The 18,146-nt window shown below is 68.7% G+C and carries 31 protein-coding genes; 1 reads left to right on the forward strand and 30 read right to left on the reverse strand.

Annotated features, from left to right (window positions below; translation table 11 throughout):
• Positions 1-117: 117 nt before the first annotated feature.
• The 29 genes from rpsK to rpsJ all read right to left on the reverse strand — a co-directional run bounded on the left by rpsK (position 118) and on the right by rpsJ (position 16,067).
• Positions 118-519: a 30S ribosomal protein S11 gene (rpsK, locus tag KG102_RS13305; protein ID WP_055912186.1), complete on the reverse strand. Its 402-nt coding sequence runs from the start codon at positions 517-519 to the stop codon at positions 118-120.
• Positions 520-587: 68 nt separating this feature from the next.
• Positions 588-968 carry a 30S ribosomal protein S13 gene (gene rpsM / locus KG102_RS13310; RefSeq protein WP_208212202.1) on the reverse strand — a complete coding sequence of 127 codons (381 nt, stop codon included), beginning with the start codon at positions 966-968 and terminating at the stop codon, positions 588-590.
• Between the two features lie 203 nt (positions 969-1,171).
• Complete coding sequence (rpmJ, locus tag KG102_RS13315; RefSeq protein ID WP_013117849.1) at positions 1,172-1,285, reverse strand: 50S ribosomal protein L36; 114 nt, start codon at positions 1,283-1,285, stop codon at positions 1,172-1,174.
• A gap of 66 nt (positions 1,286-1,351) precedes the next feature.
• Entirely contained in the window at positions 1,352-1,573 is a 222-nt protein-coding gene (gene infA / locus KG102_RS13320) for a translation initiation factor IF-1 (RefSeq protein ID WP_013770189.1), read from the reverse strand.
• Between the two features lie 298 nt (positions 1,574-1,871).
• Complete coding sequence (locus KG102_RS13325; RefSeq protein WP_208288387.1) at positions 1,872-2,882, reverse strand: LPXTG cell wall anchor domain-containing protein; 1,011 nt, start codon at positions 2,880-2,882, stop codon at positions 1,872-1,874.
• A gap of 262 nt (positions 2,883-3,144) precedes the next feature.
• Entirely contained in the window at positions 3,145-3,987 is an 843-nt protein-coding gene (gene map / locus KG102_RS13330; RefSeq protein WP_208212205.1) for a type I methionyl aminopeptidase, read from the reverse strand.
• Between the two features lie 2 nt (positions 3,988-3,989).
• Positions 3,990-4,571 carry an adenylate kinase gene (locus KG102_RS13335; RefSeq protein ID WP_208212207.1) on the reverse strand — a complete coding sequence of 194 codons (582 nt, stop codon included), beginning with the start codon at positions 4,569-4,571 and terminating at the stop codon, positions 3,990-3,992.
• Positions 4,568-5,863, reverse strand: a complete 1,296-nt coding sequence (secY, locus tag KG102_RS13340; protein WP_208212209.1) for a preprotein translocase subunit SecY — start codon at positions 5,861-5,863, stop codon at positions 4,568-4,570. Before secY ends, KG102_RS13335 begins: the two co-directional genes overlap by 4 nt.
• 160 nt (positions 5,864-6,023) lie before the next feature.
• Positions 6,024-6,779 (reverse strand): 50S ribosomal protein L15, encoded by a 756-nt coding sequence (gene rplO, locus KG102_RS13345; protein WP_208212211.1) that lies wholly within the window; start codon positions 6,777-6,779, stop codon positions 6,024-6,026.
• A 2-nt stretch (positions 6,780-6,781) separates the two neighbouring features.
• Positions 6,782-6,964: a 50S ribosomal protein L30 gene (gene rpmD, locus KG102_RS13350; protein WP_028045050.1), complete on the reverse strand. Its 183-nt coding sequence runs from the start codon at positions 6,962-6,964 to the stop codon at positions 6,782-6,784.
• A complete protein-coding gene (gene rpsE, locus KG102_RS13355) occupies positions 6,964-7,623 on the reverse strand; it encodes a 30S ribosomal protein S5 (RefSeq protein ID WP_208212213.1) in 660 nt (219 codons plus the stop codon). Before rpsE ends, rpmD begins: the two co-directional genes overlap by 1 nt.
• Before the next feature lie 34 nt (positions 7,624-7,657).
• The gene (rplR, locus tag KG102_RS13360) at positions 7,658-8,029 is read right to left on the reverse strand and encodes a 50S ribosomal protein L18 (protein ID WP_208212215.1); all 372 of its coding nucleotides are present in this window, start codon (positions 8,027-8,029) and stop codon (positions 7,658-7,660) included.
• Positions 8,030-8,031: 2 nt separating this feature from the next.
• The gene (gene rplF / locus KG102_RS13365; protein WP_208212217.1) at positions 8,032-8,571 is read right to left on the reverse strand and encodes a 50S ribosomal protein L6; all 540 of its coding nucleotides are present in this window, start codon (positions 8,569-8,571) and stop codon (positions 8,032-8,034) included.
• Between the two features lie 24 nt (positions 8,572-8,595).
• Complete coding sequence (rpsH, locus tag KG102_RS13370; RefSeq protein WP_208212220.1) at positions 8,596-8,994, reverse strand: 30S ribosomal protein S8; 399 nt, start codon at positions 8,992-8,994, stop codon at positions 8,596-8,598.
• A 77-nt stretch (positions 8,995-9,071) separates the two neighbouring features.
• Entirely contained in the window at positions 9,072-9,257 is a 186-nt protein-coding gene (locus KG102_RS13375; protein ID WP_028045055.1) for a type Z 30S ribosomal protein S14, read from the reverse strand.
• A 2-nt stretch (positions 9,258-9,259) separates the two neighbouring features.
• Positions 9,260-9,832, reverse strand: coding sequence for a 50S ribosomal protein L5 (gene rplE / locus KG102_RS13380; protein WP_208212222.1), 573 nt, complete (start codon positions 9,830-9,832; stop codon positions 9,260-9,262).
• The gene (gene rplX / locus KG102_RS13385; RefSeq protein ID WP_208212224.1) at positions 9,832-10,173 is read right to left on the reverse strand and encodes a 50S ribosomal protein L24; all 342 of its coding nucleotides are present in this window, start codon (positions 10,171-10,173) and stop codon (positions 9,832-9,834) included. Before rplX ends, rplE begins: the two co-directional genes overlap by 1 nt.
• Before the next feature lie 2 nt (positions 10,174-10,175).
• Positions 10,176-10,544 carry a 50S ribosomal protein L14 gene (gene rplN, locus KG102_RS13390; protein WP_208212225.1) on the reverse strand — a complete coding sequence of 123 codons (369 nt, stop codon included), beginning with the start codon at positions 10,542-10,544 and terminating at the stop codon, positions 10,176-10,178.
• Positions 10,545-10,717: 173 nt separating this feature from the next.
• Positions 10,718-11,011, reverse strand: a complete 294-nt coding sequence (gene rpsQ, locus KG102_RS13395; protein WP_208212227.1) for a 30S ribosomal protein S17 — start codon at positions 11,009-11,011, stop codon at positions 10,718-10,720.
• A gap of 8 nt (positions 11,012-11,019) precedes the next feature.
• The gene (gene rpmC, locus KG102_RS13400; protein ID WP_055912162.1) at positions 11,020-11,259 is read right to left on the reverse strand and encodes a 50S ribosomal protein L29; all 240 of its coding nucleotides are present in this window, start codon (positions 11,257-11,259) and stop codon (positions 11,020-11,022) included.
• Positions 11,259-11,675 (reverse strand): 50S ribosomal protein L16, encoded by a 417-nt coding sequence (gene rplP / locus KG102_RS13405; protein WP_055912160.1) that lies wholly within the window; start codon positions 11,673-11,675, stop codon positions 11,259-11,261. Before rplP ends, rpmC begins: the two co-directional genes overlap by 1 nt.
• Positions 11,676-11,678: 3 nt before the next feature.
• Positions 11,679-12,512, reverse strand: coding sequence for a 30S ribosomal protein S3 (gene rpsC / locus KG102_RS13410; RefSeq protein WP_208212229.1), 834 nt, complete (start codon positions 12,510-12,512; stop codon positions 11,679-11,681).
• Positions 12,512-12,883 (reverse strand): 50S ribosomal protein L22, encoded by a 372-nt coding sequence (rplV, locus tag KG102_RS13415; protein ID WP_208212232.1) that lies wholly within the window; start codon positions 12,881-12,883, stop codon positions 12,512-12,514. Before rplV ends, rpsC begins: the two co-directional genes overlap by 1 nt.
• Before the next feature lie 56 nt (positions 12,884-12,939).
• Entirely contained in the window at positions 12,940-13,221 is a 282-nt protein-coding gene (gene rpsS, locus KG102_RS13420) for a 30S ribosomal protein S19 (protein WP_028045064.1), read from the reverse strand.
• A gap of 12 nt (positions 13,222-13,233) precedes the next feature.
• Entirely contained in the window at positions 13,234-14,073 is an 840-nt protein-coding gene (gene rplB / locus KG102_RS13425) for a 50S ribosomal protein L2 (RefSeq protein ID WP_055912153.1), read from the reverse strand.
• An 18-nt stretch (positions 14,074-14,091) separates the two neighbouring features.
• Positions 14,092-14,394 (reverse strand): 50S ribosomal protein L23, encoded by a 303-nt coding sequence (gene rplW, locus KG102_RS13430; RefSeq protein ID WP_055912151.1) that lies wholly within the window; start codon positions 14,392-14,394, stop codon positions 14,092-14,094.
• Complete coding sequence (rplD, locus tag KG102_RS13435; RefSeq protein ID WP_208212234.1) at positions 14,391-15,074, reverse strand: 50S ribosomal protein L4; 684 nt, start codon at positions 15,072-15,074, stop codon at positions 14,391-14,393. Before rplD ends, rplW begins: the two co-directional genes overlap by 4 nt.
• A gap of 2 nt (positions 15,075-15,076) precedes the next feature.
• Positions 15,077-15,736: a 50S ribosomal protein L3 gene (rplC, locus tag KG102_RS13440; protein WP_208212236.1), complete on the reverse strand. Its 660-nt coding sequence runs from the start codon at positions 15,734-15,736 to the stop codon at positions 15,077-15,079.
• 22 nt (positions 15,737-15,758) lie between these two features.
• Positions 15,759-16,067: a 30S ribosomal protein S10 gene (gene rpsJ / locus KG102_RS13445; protein WP_013117879.1), complete on the reverse strand. Its 309-nt coding sequence runs from the start codon at positions 16,065-16,067 to the stop codon at positions 15,759-15,761.
• 332 nt (positions 16,068-16,399) lie between these two features.
• Here rpsJ and KG102_RS13450 point away from each other — a divergent pair, with 332 nt between their 5' ends.
• Positions 16,400-16,801 carry a hypothetical protein gene (locus KG102_RS13450; protein WP_208288386.1) on the forward strand — a complete coding sequence of 134 codons (402 nt, stop codon included), beginning with the start codon at positions 16,400-16,402 and terminating at the stop codon, positions 16,799-16,801.
• Between the two features lie 82 nt (positions 16,802-16,883).
• Here KG102_RS13450 and tuf read toward each other — a convergent pair whose 3' ends face one another.
• Positions 16,884-18,077 (reverse strand): elongation factor Tu, encoded by a 1,194-nt coding sequence (gene tuf, locus KG102_RS13455; protein ID WP_056585863.1) that lies wholly within the window; start codon positions 18,075-18,077, stop codon positions 16,884-16,886.
• Positions 18,078-18,146: the final 69 nt, after the last annotated feature.

Consider the following 18,146-nt stretch of genomic DNA (forward strand, 5'->3'; position numbering starts at 1 on the left):
CATATGACGCTGCGCAGTACTACGGGCCGGCCTGGTCTCGGTCCACCTGGTCGGCGTAAGGATGTCCAGGTCGGTGCGCCGCCTCTCAGCAGCGCACCGACCTGAGCGAGCCGACGGTCAGACCCGGCGGCGCTTCGGCGGACGGCAGCCGTTGTGCGCCTGGGGGGTCACGTCCTGGATCGAGCCGACCTCGAGGCCGGTCGCCTGGAGCGAGCGGATCGCGGTCTCACGGCCAGAGCCGGGGCCCTTGACGAAGACGTCGACCTTCTTCATGCCGTGCTCCTGGGCGCGACGAGCGGCCGCCTCTGCGGCGAGCTGCGCCGCGAAGGGGGTCGACTTGCGCGAGCCCTTGAAGCCCACCTGGCCGGACGAGGCGGACGCGATGACGGCGCCCGTCGGGTCGGTGATGGAGATGATCGTGTTGTTGAACGTGCTCTTGATGTGCGCCTGGCCGTGGGAGACGTTCTTCTTCTCCTTGCGGCGCGGCTTGCGCACGGCGGAACGGGTCTTGGGAGGCATGCTCTTCTTCTCTCGAGATCAGCTGTGGATGACCGGGCGGCGCACCGGGGTGCAGCCAGCCGGGAGGGCTACTTGCGCCCGGCCTTCTTCTTGCCGGCGACGGTGCGCTTCGGGCCCTTGCGGGTACGCGCGTTGGTCTTGGTGCGCTGGCCGCGGACGGGAAGACCACGGCGGTGACGCAGGCCCTCGTAGCAGCCGATCTCGACCTTGCGGCGGATGTCCGCAGCGACCTCGCGGCGAAGGTCACCCTCGAGCTTGTAGTTGCCCTCGAGGTAGTCGCGCAGCGCGACGAGCTCGGCGTCGCCGAGATCCTTCACGCGCAGGTCCGGGCTGATGCCGGTCGCGGCCAGAGTTGCCTGGGCGCGGGTACGGCCGACCCCGTAGATGTAGGTGAGCGCGATCTCGAGCCGCTTCTCGCGGGGGAGGTCGACTCCAACAAGACGTGCCATGTGCCTGGTGGCTCCTGAACTGCAACGGAGGTCTGCCGCACTGCCCTCCCGCGTGCTGCGGGCCCCGGCCTCCGACCGAGGGTGCACCGGTGCGGTCCGGGCCTGAGCCCGGCACCCCACCGGAGTGGCTGTGCGCTTGCTGGTCCTCCGGGGAGGACCGTGGTGCTGTCGAGCTGCTGGTCCGACGGACCGGCGTCAGGGCATCAGCCCTGGCGCTGCTTGTGGCGCAGGTTCTCGCAGATCACCTGGACGCGACCGTGCCGGCGGATCACCTTGCACTTGTCGCAGATCTTCTTGACGCTGGGCTTGACCTTCATCGCGTGTTCCTCCGCCGCCGCTCGTGCTCGGGTGCCCCCGAGGATGACGGCGTGTTCGAGTGGCTGTTACTTGTAGCGGTAGACGATCCGGCCACGGGACAGGTCGTACGGGCTCAGCTCCACCACGACGCGGTCCTCGGGAAGGATCCGGATGTAGTGCTGACGCATCTTGCCCGAGATGTGGGCGAGCACCTTGTGGCCGTTGGTGAGCTCCACGCGGAACATCGCGTTCGGCAGAGCCTCCACGACGCTGCCCTCGATCTCGATGACACCGTCCTTCTTCGCCATATCCTCCGCTAACTGTCGGTTCTGATAGATCAGCCCACGTCGGCCGATCCCGCCCGGGACGGGTGGGTCAGCCTGGTGGGATCGTGCAGGGAACAATCGTGCTGGAACAACCGTGGGAACAGCGCGCCACGAGAACCGGGCGCACACCCAACGGACAATCTTACGGCATCAGGCCCGGTGGGCGAAACCGTGCACGGCTCAGCCTACGTGCGCTCCACCACACGCCCTGTGCGACGAGACGCGGAAGGGCCGCCGTCGCGTGCGACGGCGGCCCTTCCGGTCGTTCAGCTCGCCTCGATCAGCTCGTGGTCGACGAGCCCGTACGGCGTCGCCGCACCAGCAGCAGGGCCGCACCCGACAGCATCAGGATCGCGGCGGCGAGCACGCCCGGCGTCGCCGACGACCCGGTGGCCGCGAGCACCGCACCGTCACCGTCGTCGGCCAGGACCTCGGAGTAGAACGTCGCCGTGGGGGTCGGGCCGGCGGCCAGGACCTCCTCGGTCGGCGCGGGAGTCGTCGGCGTCACGTCGTCCACCTCGCCCGCCGGCGGCGCCGTGGGCGCCGGCGTCGCCGTGGGCGGCTGGCTCGGCGCCGGAAGGACCACGGGCACGGACTGGGTCGGGGTCGGCGTCGGCGTCACGCTCGGCGCCGGAGGCAGGCTCGGAGAGGGCGTCGTGGTCGGCGTGGGGGTCGTCGCGGGGGGCGGTGTCGCCGACGGCGTCGCGGTCGGGGTGGCCGTCGGTGTCGGCTCGCACGCGGGCACGGTCACCATGTCGGAGAGCTCGAAGTGCTGCGCGTGGTGGATCGGCGGCCAGCCGATGTAGGACTTCGGGTAGGACGGCGCCGGGCTGTCCGTGAAGAGGCTGGCATCGCCGTAGGCCTGGTCCTCCTGGACGGCCCAGCCCGGCCCGCAGAGCACCACACCGGCGGGGAGCGCCTTCGTGATCTCGGCGAGCGTGAGCTTCCGGTAGGACGCACCGGGCCAGGTGGCCACCAGGTACTGCTGGGTCGAGTTCTCCCACGAGACGGGCGCGGCCACGTCCCGCTTCAGGTAGACGTACGCGGCGGTCGTCGACGGCCGCTCGGCGGTCTGGGCAGCCGGCGCCGGCTGCGCGACCTGCTTGGGGTCGGTGCGCTTCTGTTCGTTGCGCTTCTGCTCCTTGTGCTGCCCCTGGCCGTCGGACCGGCCGCGGTCGTGCGCCTGCACGCCGCCGGCACCGAGCGTGAGCATGAGGGCCGAGACGATCAGGACCGCGCCGGCACGGCGGGTCCGGGAAGTGGGCGGGGAGGGAAAGATGCTGCGCTGCATGAGTCACCCATCACGTCGGTCGCAGGCGCGCGCTGACCACGTGCCTGCATGGCTCGGGCGCCCTCCCCCTCACCGCGCGAGATGCGCGGGCCCCAGGTCGACCCGTGGCGATTCGTTCACCGCCGGCAGGACCGTATCCGACAAACCGGGCAACGCGCGCGTTTTTCGCCCGATCCGGGGCGATTTGTGGACGATAGCGACAAGTTCACCTGGTCGGCCTACCGGGACACGGGCCGATTGCTCGGCCGAGCGGTGCGATGGCTCAGCCGAGCGGCGCGATGGTCACGCCGCGCGAGCCCAGCTCGAGCGCGCCGCCGTCCACCGCCGTCAGCACCCAGATACCGTCCTCCAGCACCGCGACGGAGTGCTCCCAGTGCGACGCGCGCGAGCCGTCCGACGTGACGACGGTCCAGTCGTCGTCGAGCGTGCGGCTGAACCGCTGACCGCGCACGAGCATGGGCTCGACCGCCACGCAGAGGCCCGGGCGGACCCGCGGACCGCGGTCGCGCGTGCGGAAGTTCGGCACGTCGGGCGGCTGGTGCATCGCGGTCCCGATCCCGTGGCCGACGTACTCCTCGACGATCCCGTACCGCTGTCCCCCGTTGCGCCCGGCGGCCTGCGCAGCGTCGACCACGTCCTCGACCGCCTCCCCCACCGCCCCGAGCCGCTCGGCGCCGCTGAGCGCCGCGATCCCCGCCCACATGGCCTGCTCCGTGGTGGCCGCGAGGTCGATGTCTGCGGGGTCGGCTCCGTCGAGCACGACGGTGATGGCGGAGTCGCCGTGCCAGCCCTCGACGACCGCGCCGCAGTCGATCGAGACCACGTCACCGGCCTCGAGGACGCGGTCGCCCGGGATCCCGTGGACGACCTCGTCGTTCACGGAGACGCACAGCGTCGCCGGGTACCCGTGGTAGCCGAGGAACGAGGGCGTCGCGTGGTGGTCGGCGATGACCTCGGCGGCGACGGCGTCGAGCTGTGCCGTTGTCGCGCCGGCGACGGCTCGCTCACGCACGGCCGCCAGCGCCTCGGCGACCACCAGTCCCGCACGCCGCATGAGCAGCACCTGCTCGGGACTCTTGTACTCGATCCGCTCGCGACCGAACACGCTCAGCCCTCGCCCGGGGCGCCGATCGCCGCGACCAGCCGCTCGGTGACCGCGTCGACCTCGCCGATGCCGTCCACCTGGACGAGCAGGCCGCGCTCGGCGTACACGCGGGCGATCGGGGCGGTCTCCTGCGCGTACACGTCGAGGCGGTGGCGCACCACGTCCTCCGTGTCGTCCTCGCGTCCCTCGATCTCGGCGCGCTTGAGCAGTCGCTCGACCACGACGTCCGCGTCCGCGGTGATCTCGACGGCACGGTCGAGGGCCAGGCCCGCGTCGGCGAGGATCGCGTCGAGCTCGGCGACCTGCGCCACGTTGCGGGGGTACCCGTCGAGCAGGAAGCCGTCGGCGACGTCGTCCTGCCCCAGCCGGTCCCGCACCATCTCGTTGGTGACCGAGTCCGGCACGAGCGCCCCGCGCGAGGTGTACTCCTGCACCGTGCGACCGAGCGGTGTCCCGCCCTTGATGTTGGCGCGGAAGATGTCACCGGTGGAGATGGCGGGAACCCCGAGCCGCTCGGCGAGCCGTGCGGCCTGGGTCCCCTTGCCCGCTCCCGGAGGACCGAGCAGGACGAGGCGGGAGGTCAACGCAAGAACCCTTCGTAGTGCCGCTGCTGGAGCTGGGACTCGATCTGCTTCACCGTCTCCAGGCCGACGCCGACGACGATGAGGATCGACGCCCCGCCGAACGGGATGTTGGCACCGACGCCCAGCACGATGAACGCGATGGTCGGGATGAGCGCCACGATGGCCAGGTACACCGAGCCCGGTGCGGTGATGCGCGAGATGACGTAGTCGAGGTACTCGGCGGTGGGCCGCCCGGCACGGATGCCGGGGATGAAGCCGCCGTACTTCTTCATGTTGTCGGCGACCTCGTCCGGGTTGAACGTGATCGCGGTGTAGAAGTAGCAGAAGAAGATGATCAGCACGACGTAGATCGCCAGGTGCAGCGGCGCGCTCGGCGACGCCAGGTAGCGGGTGATCCACTGGACCCAGCCCGCCGCCGGGTCGCCGAACTGCGCGAGCAGCCCGGGCACCGCCAGCAGGGACGACGCGAAGATCACGGGGATCACGCCGGCCATGTTGATCTTGATCGGGATGTAGGTGCTCGAGCCGCCGTACATGCGCCGGCCGACCATCCGCTTGGCGTACTGCACGGGGATCCGTCGCTGGGACTGCTCGACGAACACCACGAGCGCGATGACCAGGACCACGATCGCCATGACGACGATGAACTTCGAGATGCCGTTGTCGCCACCGGCGATCGACCACATGGCGCCCGGGAAGCTGGCGGCGATCGACGTGAAGATGAGCAGCGACATGCCGTTGCCGACGCCGCGCTCCGTGATCAGCTCACCGAGCCACATGATCAGGCCGGTACCGGCGGTCATGGTGATGACCATGAGCAGCAGCGTCTGCCACGACGGGTCCGGGATGACGTCGACCGTGCAGCCGGCGAACAGCTGACCGCTGCGCGCGACCGTGATGATCGTCGTCGACTGGAGGATCGCGAGCCCGATCGTCAGGTACCGCGTGTACTGCGTGAGCTTCGCGGTGCCGGACTGGCCCTCCTTGTGGAGCTCCTCGAAGCGAGGGATGACCACCCGGAGCAGCTGCACGATGATGCTCGCCGTGATGTACGGCATGATCCCGAGCGCGAACACCGAGAGCTGGAGCAGGGCTCCGCCGCTGAACAGGTTCACCAGGCCGAGCAGGTCATTGCCCTGCGACTGCTCGATACACGTCTGCACGTTCGGGTAGGAGACCCCCGGGGTCGGCAGGAACGAACCCACCCGGAAGAGCACCATGATCCCGATGGTGAAGAGCAGCTTGCGCCGCAGGTCGGGCGTTCGGAACGCCCGCACGAATGCGCTGAGCACCTGTCCTCCTGGGCCGCCGAAGCGGCATCGCGTACGACCGGTCCGTCCCGGTCGTGCAGCCCACGACGAGTCGCGAGCACCGGGGCACCCTAACTGATGCCCGCCGACATACGGAACGGGACCGGTGGGTAACTACGTCCCCACCGGTCCCGTCCTTCGATCAGTCCTGCGCGACGCTTCCGCCGGCAGCCACGATCGCGTCCTTCGCGGACGCCGAGTAGGCGTCGACCGCGACGGAGACCTTGACCGTGAGCTCGCCGGTGCCGAGCACCTTGACGGGCTTGCCCTTGCGGACAGCGCCCTTCGCCACGAGGTCGGCGACCGTCACGTCGCCACCGTCCGGGTACAGCGCGGAGAGCTTGTCCAGGTTGACCACCTGGTACTCCACGCGGAACGGGTTCTTGAAGCCACGCAGCTTCGGGAGGCGCATGTGCAGAGGCATCTGCCCACCCTCGAAGCGCACGGGCACCTGGTAGCGGGCCTTGGTGCCCTTGGTGCCACGCCCGGCCGTCTTGCCCTTGGACGCCTCGCCACGACCCACGCGGGTCTTGGCGGTCTTGGCGCCGGGGGCCGGACGGAGGTGGTGCACCTTGAGCGTGCCGCCGTTGCCGGGCTGAGCAGCCGCCTCGGCCGCCTTCGCCGCAGCAGCGGAGACCGACTTCTTCGGCGCCTTGGGCTCGGCCTTGGCGGCCTTCGCCTTCGGTGCAGCCTCGGTCGTCGACTCGGCCTTGTCGGCCTTGTCCGCCTTCGCGGCTGCCTTCGGCTTGTCCGCAGCAGCGGCCTTCGCCTTGGTCGCCTTCGGAGCGGACTCCGTGTCGGCGGCCTTCTCTGCAGCCTTCTTGGGAGCTGCCTTGGCTGTGGCCTTCTTGGGGGCCGTCACCTCGGCCTCCGCCTTGTCGTTCTTCTCGTCAGCCATGGTCACTCCACCTCTTCGACCGCGACAAGGTGCGTCACCGTCTTGACCATGCCGCGGATCTCAGGGCGGTCCTCCTTGACGACGACGTCGCCGATCCGCTTGAGGCCGAGGGTGCGCAGGGTGTCGCGCTGGTTCTGCTTACCGCCGATGCCAGAACGCGTCTGGGTCACCTTGAGTCGAGCCATCAGGCACCTGCCTTCGAGCCGGCCGCTGCGGCCAGGCCTGCGGCCTGGGCGCGCAGGAGCCATGCCGGAACGACGTGCTCCACCGGGAGCCCGCGGCGGGCGGCCACGGCCTCGGGACGCTCGAGGCCCTGGAGGGCCGCGACCGTGGCGTGCACGATGTTGATCGCGTTGGACGAGCCGAGCGACTTGCTCAGGACGTCGTGGATACCGGCGCACTCGAGAACGGCGCGCACCGGACCGCCGGCGATCACACCGGTACCCGGCGAGGCCGGACGCAGGAAGACGACGCCGGCAGCGGCCTCACCCTGGATGGGGTGCGGGATGGTGCCCTGGATGCGAGGAACCTTGAAGAAGTTCTTCTTGGCCTCCTCGACGCCCTTGGCGATCGCCGCGGGCACCTCCTTGGCCTTCCCGTAGCCGACGCCCACGGTGCCGTCGCCGTCGCCGACCACGACCAGCGCGGTGAAGCTGAAGCGGCGGCCGCCCTTGACGACCTTGGCCACGCGGTTGATCGACACGACGCGCTCGAGGAACGCGCTCTTCTCTGCGGTGTCGCGGCCGCGGCCGCCACCGTCCCGGCCACGACCGCCGTCACGACGGTCGCCGCCCCCGGTGCCGCCCGCAGGCGCCCCGGTGTTGCTGCGCTGAGGAGCAGCCATCAGTGAGTCCTCTTCTTTCGGAAGGTCGTCGTGGTCACAGCTTCAGCCCACCCTCACGGGCGCCGTCAGCCACCGCGGCGACACGGCCGTGGTACTTGTTGCCGCCGCGGTCGAAGACCACAGCGTCGAGGCCGGCAGCCTTCGCACGCTCGGCGATCAGCTCGCCGACCTTGCGGGCCTTGGCGGTCTTGTCGTCGTTCGAGCCACGCAGGTCGGCCTCGAGGGTCGACGCGGACACGATGGTGCGGCCGATGCCGTCGTCCACGACCTGCGCCGAGATGTGCCGGGCGGACCGGGTCACGACGAGACGGGGACGTGCGGCGGAGCCGGAGACCTTCTTGCGAAGGCGCACGTGACGACGCTGGCGGGCAATGCGCTTGCCCTTGCCGATGATCTTGAGAGCCATGGCTACTTACCAGCCTTTCCGACCTTGCGGCGCACGTTCTCGCCCGCATACCGGACGCCCTTGCCCTTGTACGGCTCGGGCTTACGGATCTTGCGGATGTTCGCGGCGACCTCGCCCACCTGCTGCTTGTCGATGCCCTGCACCGAGAAGCGCGTCGGGGCCTCGACGACGAAGGTGATGCCCTCCGGCGGGTTGACCGTGACGGGGTGGCTGAAACCGAGTGCGAACTCGAGGTCAGAACCCTTGGCCGTCACGCGGTACCCGGTACCGACGATCTCGAGCTTCTTGACGTATCCCTCGGTCACGCCGATGACGAGGTTCGCCAGCAGCGTGCGGGTCAGTCCGTGCAGCGAACGCGAGGCGCGCTCGTCGTCGGGGCGGGTGACCACGAGGGCACCTGCCTCGTCGCGCGCAACCTCGATGGGGGCGGCGACCGTGTGCGTCAGGGTGCCCTTGGGGCCCTTGACCGTCACGACGGCACCGTTGATGTCGACATCCACGCCGGTGGGGACCGGGACGGGGACTCTGCCGATTCGGGACATGGCTAGCTCCTTTCCGTCTCGGACTTACCAGACGTAGGCGAGGACTTCCCCACCCACGCCCTTCTTGGCGGCCTGCTTGTCGGTGAGGAGACCGGAGGACGTGGACAGGATCGCCACGCCCAGGCCGCCGAGCACCTTGGGCAGGTTGGTCGACTTGGCGTACACGCGCAGGCCCGGCTTGGACACGCGCTTCACACCGGCGAGCGCACGCTCGCGGTTGGGGCCGTACTTGAGCTCGATGATGAGGTTCTTGCCGACGACGGCGTCCTCAACCTTCCAGCCCGCGATGTAGCCCTCCGCCTGGAGGATCTCCGCGATGTGCGACTTCAGCTTGGAGAACGGGATCAGCACGGTGTCGTGATGAGCCGAGTTCGCGTTACGCAGCCGCGTGAGCAGATCTGCGATGGGGTCGGTCATGGTCATGGGGCTTGTGCCCTTCCTCGCCGGGGTATCCCGCCCCCGTGGGGGCTGGACCTACCGACGTTCGTGTTGCTCGGGTTCTACCAGCTGCTCTTGGTCACGCCGGGAAGCTCGCCGCGGTGGGCCATCTCGCGCACGCAGATCCGGCACAGGCCGAACTTGCGGTACACCGAGTGGGGCCGGCCGCAACGCTGGCAGCGCGTGTAGCCACGCACCGCGAACTTCGGCTTGGCAGCAGCCTTGTTCTTGAGGGCAGTCTTCGCCATGGTCAGATCTCCTTGAACGGGAAGCCGAGGAGCTTGAGGAAAGCGCGACCCTCGTCGTCTGTGTCGGCCGTCGTGACGACCGTGATGTCCATCCCGCGGACCCGATCGATCTTGTCCTGGTCGATCTCGTGGAACACGGACTGCTCCACGAGGCCGAAGGTGTAGTTGCCGTGCCCGTCGAACTGCTGCGGCGAGAGGCCACGGAAGTCACGGATGCGCGGCAGCGCGGTGGAGAGCAGGCGGTCCAGGAACTCCCAGGCACGGTCGCCACGCAGGGTGACGTGGGCGCCGATGGGCATTCCCTCACGCAGCTTGAACTGCGCGATCGACTTGCGAGCCTTGGTGACCTGCGGCTTCTGACCCGTGATCTGGGTCAGGTCGCGGATCGCGCCCTCGATAAGCTTGGAGTCCTTCGCGGCCTCGCCGACGCCCATGTTCACGACGACCTTCACCAGGCGCGCGACCTGGTTGATGTTCTCGTGACCGAACTGCTCGAAGAGCGCGTTCTTGATCTCGTCGTTGTACTTGGACTTCAGACGCGGCAGCGCCGGAGCCGAAAGTGTCGTCTCGGTCATCAGATGTCCTTACCGGAGCGCTTGGCGACGCGGACCCGAACGTTGCGGGTACGGCCGTCGCGCTCGACCTGCTCGGTGCGGTAGCCGACCCGGGTGCCCTTCTTGGTCTCCGGGTCCACGAGCATCACGTTGCTGATGTGGATGGGCGCCTCGACGGTCTCGATGCCGCCGGTGCGCGTGCCGCGCTGCGTCTGGCCGGCCTTGACGTGCTTCTGCACGCGCTGGACGCCCTCGACGACGAGCCGCTGCGACTCGACCAGGACCTCGAGCACGCGGCCCTGACGGCCCTTGTCGCGCCCGGAGATGACGACGACCAGGTCGCCCTTCTTGATCTTCGCCATGGTCAGAGCACCTCCGGAGCCAGCGAGATGATCTTCATGAACTTCTTGTCGCGCAGCTCGCGGCCCACCGGGCCGAAGATGCGCGTGCCACGGGGCTCCCCGTCGCTCTTGAGGATCACGGCGGCGTTCTCGTCGAACTTGATGTAGGAACCGTCCGGACGGCGGCGCTCCTTGCGGGTGCGCACGATGACAGCCTTGACGACGTCGCCCTTCTTGACGTTGCCGCCGGGGATGGCGTCCTTGACGGTGGCGACGATGACGTCGCCGATGCCTGCGTAGCGGCGGCCGGAGCCGCCGAGCACGCGGATGCAGAGGATTTCCTTCGCACCCGTGTTGTCGGCGACACGAAGTCGCGACTCCTGCTGGATCATTTATTGCTCCTGATGTCTGGCGGGTTCTCGTGCTGCTGCCGTGGCATGCGTTCCGAGCCTGGCCGAACGGATAGTTGCCGTGATGCACACGTCGCGCCGGGTGTCCTACGTCGAGCGACACCCGGCGCCCGTGGGCAACTGGGGATCGTGCTGGGTCGTGCTGTGCTGAAGGCCTACTTGGCCTTCTCGAGGACCTCGACCAGGCGCCACCGCTTAGTGGCGCTCAGTGGCCGGGTCTCCATGATGAGCACGAGGTCGCCCACGCCCGCCGAGCTCTGCTCGTCGTGCGCCTTGACCTTGCTCGTGCGGCGGATGACCTTGCCGTAGAGCGGGTGCTTGACCCGGTCCTCGACCTCGACCACGACCGTCTTCTGCATCTTGTCGCTGACCACGTAGCCGCGCCGCGTCTTGCGGTCGCCACGGTCCTGCGTCACCGCAGTGGTGCTCTCGTTCTTCTCGTCGCTCATGGTCGACCTCACTCGCTCGCGCTCGGGGCGGTACGGATGCCGAGCTCGCGCTCACGCAGGATCGTGTAGATCCGCGCGATGTCGCGACGAACGGCCTTCAGACGCCCGTGGCTCTCGAGCTGGCCCGTCGCGGACTGGAAGCGGAGGTTGAACAGCTCCTCCTTGGACTTCTTCAGCTCGGCGACCAGCTTCTCGTCGTCGAAGGTGTCCAGCTCGCTGGGAGCCAGTTCCTTGGTGCCGATAGTCATCAGTTACCACCCTCGCGAACCACAAAGCGTGTCTTCATCGGGAGCTTGTGCTGCGCGCGGCGCATGGCCTCGCGAGCCAGGGGCTCCGGGACCCCGGCGAGCTCGAAGAGAACCCGGCCGGGCTTGACGTTGGCGATCCACCACTCGGGCGAACCCTTACCGGAACCCATGCGGGTCTCGGCAGGCTTCTTGGTGAGGGGGCGGTCCGGGTAGATGTTGATCCAGACCTTCCCTCCACGCTTGATGTGGCGGGTCATGGCGATACGAGCAGCCTCGATCTGCCGGTTGGTGACGTAGGCCGGCTCGAGAGCCTGGATGCCGTACTCACCGAAGGAGATCGCCGTACCACCGGTCGCGGCGCCGGAGCGCCCCGGGTGGTGCTGCTTGCGGTGCTTCAGCCTGCGCGGGATCAGCATGGCTCAGGCCCCCGTTCCGCTGTCAGTGGCCGGAGTCTCCGCGGGAGCGGAGGCGGCCTCGGTCGTCTCAGGAGCGTCGTTGCGCTCGCGACGAGGAGCGCCGGCCCGGGGGCCACGGTCGCTGCGCTCGCCACGGTCCGTCCGCGGGCCACGAGCCGGGCGAGGTGCCTGGGTCGCCTGCTCGCGAGCAAACTCCTTCTCGGTCATGTCGCCCTTGTAGACCCACACCTTGACGCCGATGCGCCCGAAGGTGGTGCGAGCCTCGAAGAAGCCGTAGTCGATGTTCGCGCGCAGGGTGTGCAGGGGCACACGACCCTCACGGTAGAACTCCGTGCGGCTCATCTCCGCGCCGCCGAGGCGGCCGGAGACCTGCACGCGGATGCCCTTGGCACCGGCGCGCTGGGCCGACTGGATGCCCTTGCGCATGGCGCGGCGGAACGAGACGCGGCTCGCCAGCTGCTCGGCGATGCCCTGGGCGACGAGCTGAGCCTCGATCTCGGCGTTCTTGACCTCGAGGATGTTCAGCTGCACCTGCTTGCCCGTGAGCTTCTCGAGCTCGCCACGGATGCGGTCGGCCTCCGCGCCACGACGCCCGATGACGATGCCCGGGCGGGCGGTGTGGATGTCGACGCGGACGCGGTCGCGCGTGCGCTCGATCTCGACCTTCGCGATGCCGGCACGCTCGAGGCCCGTGGCCATGAGCTTGCGGATCTTGACGTCCTCGCCCACGTAGTCGCGGTAGCGCTGACCCGGCTTCGTCGAGTCGGCGAACCAACGCGAGCGGTGATCGGTGGTGATGCCCAGGCGGTACCCGAGCGGGTTGACTTTCTGTCCCACTATCGGGCCCGTCCCTTCGTCGTCTCGCGCTCAGCGACGACCACGGTGATGTGGCTCGTCCGCTTGAGGATCTGGCTCGCCCGACCCTGCGCCCGCGGACGGAACCGCTTGAGCGTCGGACCCTCGTCGACGAATACCTCGGAGATGTAGAGGTCCGCCTCGTCCAACCGCTCGTTGGACCGCTTGGCGGCCTCACGAGCGTTGGCGATCGCGCTCTCCACAACCTTGAGTACCGTCTCCCCCGCGGCCTGCGGTGCGAACTTCAGCACCGCCACAGCCTCGCCGGCCTGCTTGCCACGGATGAGGTCCACGACGCGCCGGGCCTTCTGGGGCGTGACGCGGACGAACCGCGCCTTCGCCTTGGCTTCCATTGCTGTCCTGCCTTCTTGTCTCTGCCGGTGAGGGCGTCGCCTGGCTGACCCGGGGGTCAGCGGCGACGACCCTTCCGGTCGTCCTTCTCGTGGCCGCGGAACGTCCGCGTCGGGGCGAACTCGCCGAGCTTGTGCCCGACCATCGACTCCGTCACGAACACCGGGGTGTGCTTGCGTCCGTCGTGCACCGCGAACGTGTGGCCGAGGAAGTCCGGCGTGATGACCGAACGGCGCGACCACGTCTTGATGACGTTCTTCGTGCCGGCGGTGTTCTGGACGTCGACCTTCTTCTGCAGGTGACCGTCGACGAACGGGCCCTTCTTCAGGCTACGTGGCATCTCAGGCTCCTATCAGCGCTTGTTCTTGCCGGTGCGCCGACGGCGCACGATGAGCTTGTCGCTCGGCTTGTTCGGACGGCGGGTACGGCCCTCGGCCTGGCCCCACGGGCTGACGGGGTGACGTCCACCGGACGTCTTGCCCTCGCCACCACCGTGCGGGTGGTCGATCGGGTTCATGGCGACACCACGGACGGTCGGGCGCTTGCCCTTCCAGCGCATGCGGCCGGCCTTGCCCCAGTTGATGTTCGACTGCTCGGCGTTGCCCACCTCGCCGACCGTGGCGCGGCAGCGCAGGTCGACGTTGCGGATCTCACCGGACGGCATACGCAGCTGGGCGTAGGGGCCGTCCTTGGCGACGAGCTGCACGGACGCACCAGCCGAGCGGGCGATCTTCGCACCGCCACCGGGCCGAAGCTCGATGGCGTGGATGACCGTACCGGTCGGGATGTTGCGCAGCGGCAGGTTGTTGCCGGGCTTGATGTCGGCGCCGGGGCCGTTCTCGATGCGGTCACCCTGCGACAGCTTGTTCGGCGCGATGATGTAGCGCTTCTCGCCGTCCGCGTAGTGCAGGAGCGCGATGCGGGCGGTGCGGTTGGGGTCGTACTCGATGTGAGCGACCTTGGCCGGCACGCCGTCCTTGTCATGGCGACGGAAGTCGATGACGCGGTACGCACGCTTGTGACCGCCACCCTGGTGGCGCGTGGTGATGCGACCCGTGGAGTTACGGCCGCCCGTCTTGTGGAGGGGACGGACGAGCGACTTCTCCGGAGTGGAGCGCGTGATCTCGACGAAGTCGGCGACGCTGGAGCCGCGTCGGCCCGGCGTGGTCGGCTTGTACTTACGGATTCCCATGAGTTCTCAGTCCTTCGCTCAGCCGACCGGACCGCCGAAGATGTCGATCGTTCCCTCGCGGAGGGTGACGATCGCACGCTTCGTGTCCTTGCGGCGGCCGATGCCGAAACGGGTCCGACGGGCCTTGCCCTGACGGTTCGCTGTGTTGACCGAGTCGACCTTGACGCCGAAGACCTGCTCGACGGCAATCTTGATCTCGGTCTTGTTGGCCCGCGGGTCGACGAGGAAGGTGTACTTCCCCTCGTCCAGCAGGCCGTAGCTCTTCTCGGAGACGACCGGCGCGAGCAAGATGTCGCGCGGGTTCTTGCCGATGTCGGTCACTTGGTCTCCTCCTCAGCCTCGGAGGACGCAGCCACGGCGGAACCCTTGACGGGACCGGCCAGGAACGCGTCGAGCGCGCCCTGCGTGAACACGACATCGTCCGAGATCAGGACGTCGTAGGTGTTGAGCTGGTCAGCGACCAGCAGGTGCACCCGCTCGACGTTCCGCAGCGACTTCCACGTGATCTCGTCCTGACGCTCGACGACCACGAGGACGTTCTTGCGCCCCGAGAGGTTGTCCAGCACGGCGAGCGCGGACCGGGTCGACGGCGCCGTGCCCGGGGCGAAGCCCGAGACGACGTGGACGCGACCCGCACGAGCGCGGTCCGAGAGAGCACCGCGGAGCGCCGCGGCCTTCATCTTCTTGGGGGTGCGCTGCGAGTAGTCACGCGGGGTGGGGCCGTGGACGACGCCACCACCGGCGAACTGCGGAGCACGCGTCGAACCCTGACGGGCGCGGCCGGTGCCCTTCTGCTTGTACGGCTTGCGCCCACCACCACGGACCTCGCCACGGCTCTTCGTGTCGTGGGTGCCCTGGCGAGCCGCCGCGAGCTGCGCGACGACGACCTGGTGGATCAGCGGGATGTTGGTCTGCACATCGAAGACCTCCGCGGGCAGGTCGGCCGAGCCGGCCTTCTTGCCCTGGGAGTCGACGACGTCGACAGTCAGCGTGTCACTCATGGTCACGCCCCCTTCACAGCGGAACGCACGACCACGACGCCACCCTTGGGGCCGGGAACGGCACCCTTGACGAGGAGCAGGCCCCTCTCGACGTCGACCGCGTGCACGGTCAGGTTCTGGGTGGTCTGGCGGTCCACGCCCATGCGACCGGCCATCTTGATGCCCTTGAACACGCGCGACGGCGTCGAGGCGCCACCGATCGAGCCGGGCTTGCGGTGGTTGCGGTGCGCACCGTGCGAGGCGCCGACGCCGTGGAAGCCGTGACGCTTCATGACACCGGCGGTGCCCTTGCCCTTGGTGGTGCCGATGACGTCGACGCGCGCGCCGGCCTCGAACAGAGCTGCGGTGAGCTCCTGGCCGAGCGTGAACTCGCCGGCGTTCGGCGTACGGATCTCGGCCACGTGCCGGCGGGGGGTGACCCCAGCCTTCTCGAAGTGGCCCTTCAGCGGCTTGGTGACCTTGCGCGGGTCGATCTGGCCGTGGGCCAGCTGGACCGCGGCGTAGCCGTCAGCGTCAGCGGAGCGCACCTGGGTCACGACGTTCGTGCCGACGGCGACGACGGTGACCGGGACGAGACGACCGTTGTCGTCCCACACCTGGGTCATACCGAGCTTCGTGCCGAGCAGAGCCGTGACTGCGCGCTCGTTCTGCTGGGTAACCATAGAAATCAGTCCCTTCCCAGCGTCAGAGCTTGATCTCGATGTTCACGTCCGCAGGCAGGTCGAGACGCATGAGCGAGTCGACGGCCTTCGGCGTGGGATCGATGATGTCGATGAGCCGCTTGTGAGTACGCATCTCGAAGTGCTCGCGGCTGTCCTTGTACTTGTGGGGCGACCGGATGACGCAGAACACGTTCTTCTCCGTCGGCAGCGGCACCGGACCCACGACCGACGCACCAGCGCGAGTCACCGTGTCGACGATCTTGCGCGCCGAGCTGTCGATGACTTCGTGGTCGTAGGACTTGAGCCTGATGCGGATCTTCTGTCCCGCCATGGCGCTTCTACTTCCCTCTGTTGGAACCGGCCCGTCCGACCCCCGCACTCGGGCGTGTCGCTTGGCGCGACACACCGTTGCGCTGCGTACCGTTTCCGGTACGGGATCGGTGGTTGTTGTCGGGCGCCAACCGCCGGGTACTCCCGGGGTCCAGACGCCGTCCACGTGTGTGAGCCCCGTCGTGTGCTGCGCGCGCTAACGCGCCGCCCTCGACTAGGCAACCTGAACAGTGTGCCAGACGGCGGCCGGGAACTCCAATCGCGTCCGTCACACCCCGGGGGTGCGGGCCGTGTGATGTCGCCCACGACCACCCCCTCCAGTACCGTCCGGCCATGAGCAACCGGACGGCGCAGCTCCTGGTCCCCCTCGCCACCGCAGCCGTCCTCGCGGGCTGCACGCCAGGCGGCGGGACCCCTCCGTCGCCGACGACGACGTCCCCGACCGCGGCGACCTCCACCCCGTCCGCCGGCTCGTCGACCGCGCCGGCGCCCTCCCCCACGTCCGACCCGACCACGGACCCGGCGGCGTCACCGTCCGCGACCACGCTGCCCACGCCCGGTGAGCCGTGCGACCCGGCCGCCGGCTCCCCCGACTGCACCGACGCCACGGTGGACGAGCAGTTCCGCCACATCGAGGGCTACGCGGAGTGCGTGGAGGCTCTGCCCGGCCACGAGTACGGGCTCTGCACGGATCTCGACGGCGACGGCCGGGCGGGGTACCCCGAGTCCCGCTGAGCGGGCACAGCACGCACGAGAAGGGCCCGGGAGCCGAAGCTCCCGGGCCCTTCTGCGGATCAGCTGCCCCGAGGGGCGAGCATCACTTGATGATCTTGATGACCTTGCCCGAGCCGACGGTGCGGCCACCCTCACGGATGGCGAAGCCGAGGCCCTCCTCCATCGCGATGGGCTGGATGAGGTTCACGTGGATCTCGGTGTTGTCACCGGGCATGACCATCTCGGTGCCCTCGGGCAGCGTGATGACGCCGGTGACGTCGGTGGTGCGGAAGTAGAACTGCGGGCGGTAGTTCCCGTAGAACGGGTTGTGACGGCCGCCCTCGTCCTTGGCCAGGATGTAGACCTGACCCTCGAACTCGGTGTGCGGCGTGATCGAGCCGGGCTTGACGACGACCTGGCCGCGCTCGACCTCCTCGCGCTTGGTGCCACGCAGGAGCAGACCGACGTTCTCGCCGGCCTCGGCGTAGTCGAGCAGCTTGCGGAACATCTCGACGCCGGTGACCGTGGTCTTGATCGCCTTCTCCTTGATGCCGACGATCTCCACCTCCTCGTTCACCTTGAGCTTGCCGCGCTCCACGCGACCGGTGACGACGGTGCCACGACCGGTGATCGTGAAGACGTCCTCGATCGGCATGAGGAAGGGCTTGTCGATGTCGCGCACCGGGTCCGGGACGGACTCGTCGACGGCCTCGAGCAGGTCCTCGACGGACTTGACCCAGACCGGGTCGCCCTCGAGCGCCTTCAGGCCGGAGACGCGCACGACGGGGACGTCGTCGCCGTCGAAGCCCTGGGCCGAGAGGAGCTCGCGCACCTCGACCTCGACGAGCTCCAGGATCTCCTCGTCGTCGACCATGTCGGTCTTGTTGAGCGCGACGAGCAGGTACGGCACGCCGACCTGACGGGCGAGCAGGACGTGCTCACGCGTCTGGGCCATGGGGCCGTCGGTCGCCGCGACCACGAGGATGGCGCCGTCCATCTGCGCCGCACCCGTGATCATGTTCTTGATGTAGTCAGCGTGACCGGGAGCGTCGACGTGAGCGTAGTGACGCTTCTCCGTCTGGTACTCCACGTGCGCGATGTTGATGGTGATTCCGCGCTGCTTCTCCTCGGGCGCCTTGTCGATCTCGTCGAAAGGCGTGAAGGGGTTCAGGTCGGGGTACTTGTCGTGCAGCACCTTCGAGATGGCAGCGGTCAGCGTCGTCTTACCGTGGTCGACGTGGCCGATCGTGCCGATGTTGACGTGCGGCTTCGTCCGCTCGAACTTCGCCTTGCCCACTAGGTGTCCTCCTCAGGACTTGGTAGAGATTGGCCGACGGTGCAGCTACCGGACGGTAGCTGCGTGGCG

The organism is Cellulomonas fengjieae (genome assembly GCF_018388465.1).
GTDB lineage: Bacteria > Actinomycetota > Actinomycetes > Actinomycetales > Cellulomonadaceae > Cellulomonas > Cellulomonas fengjieae.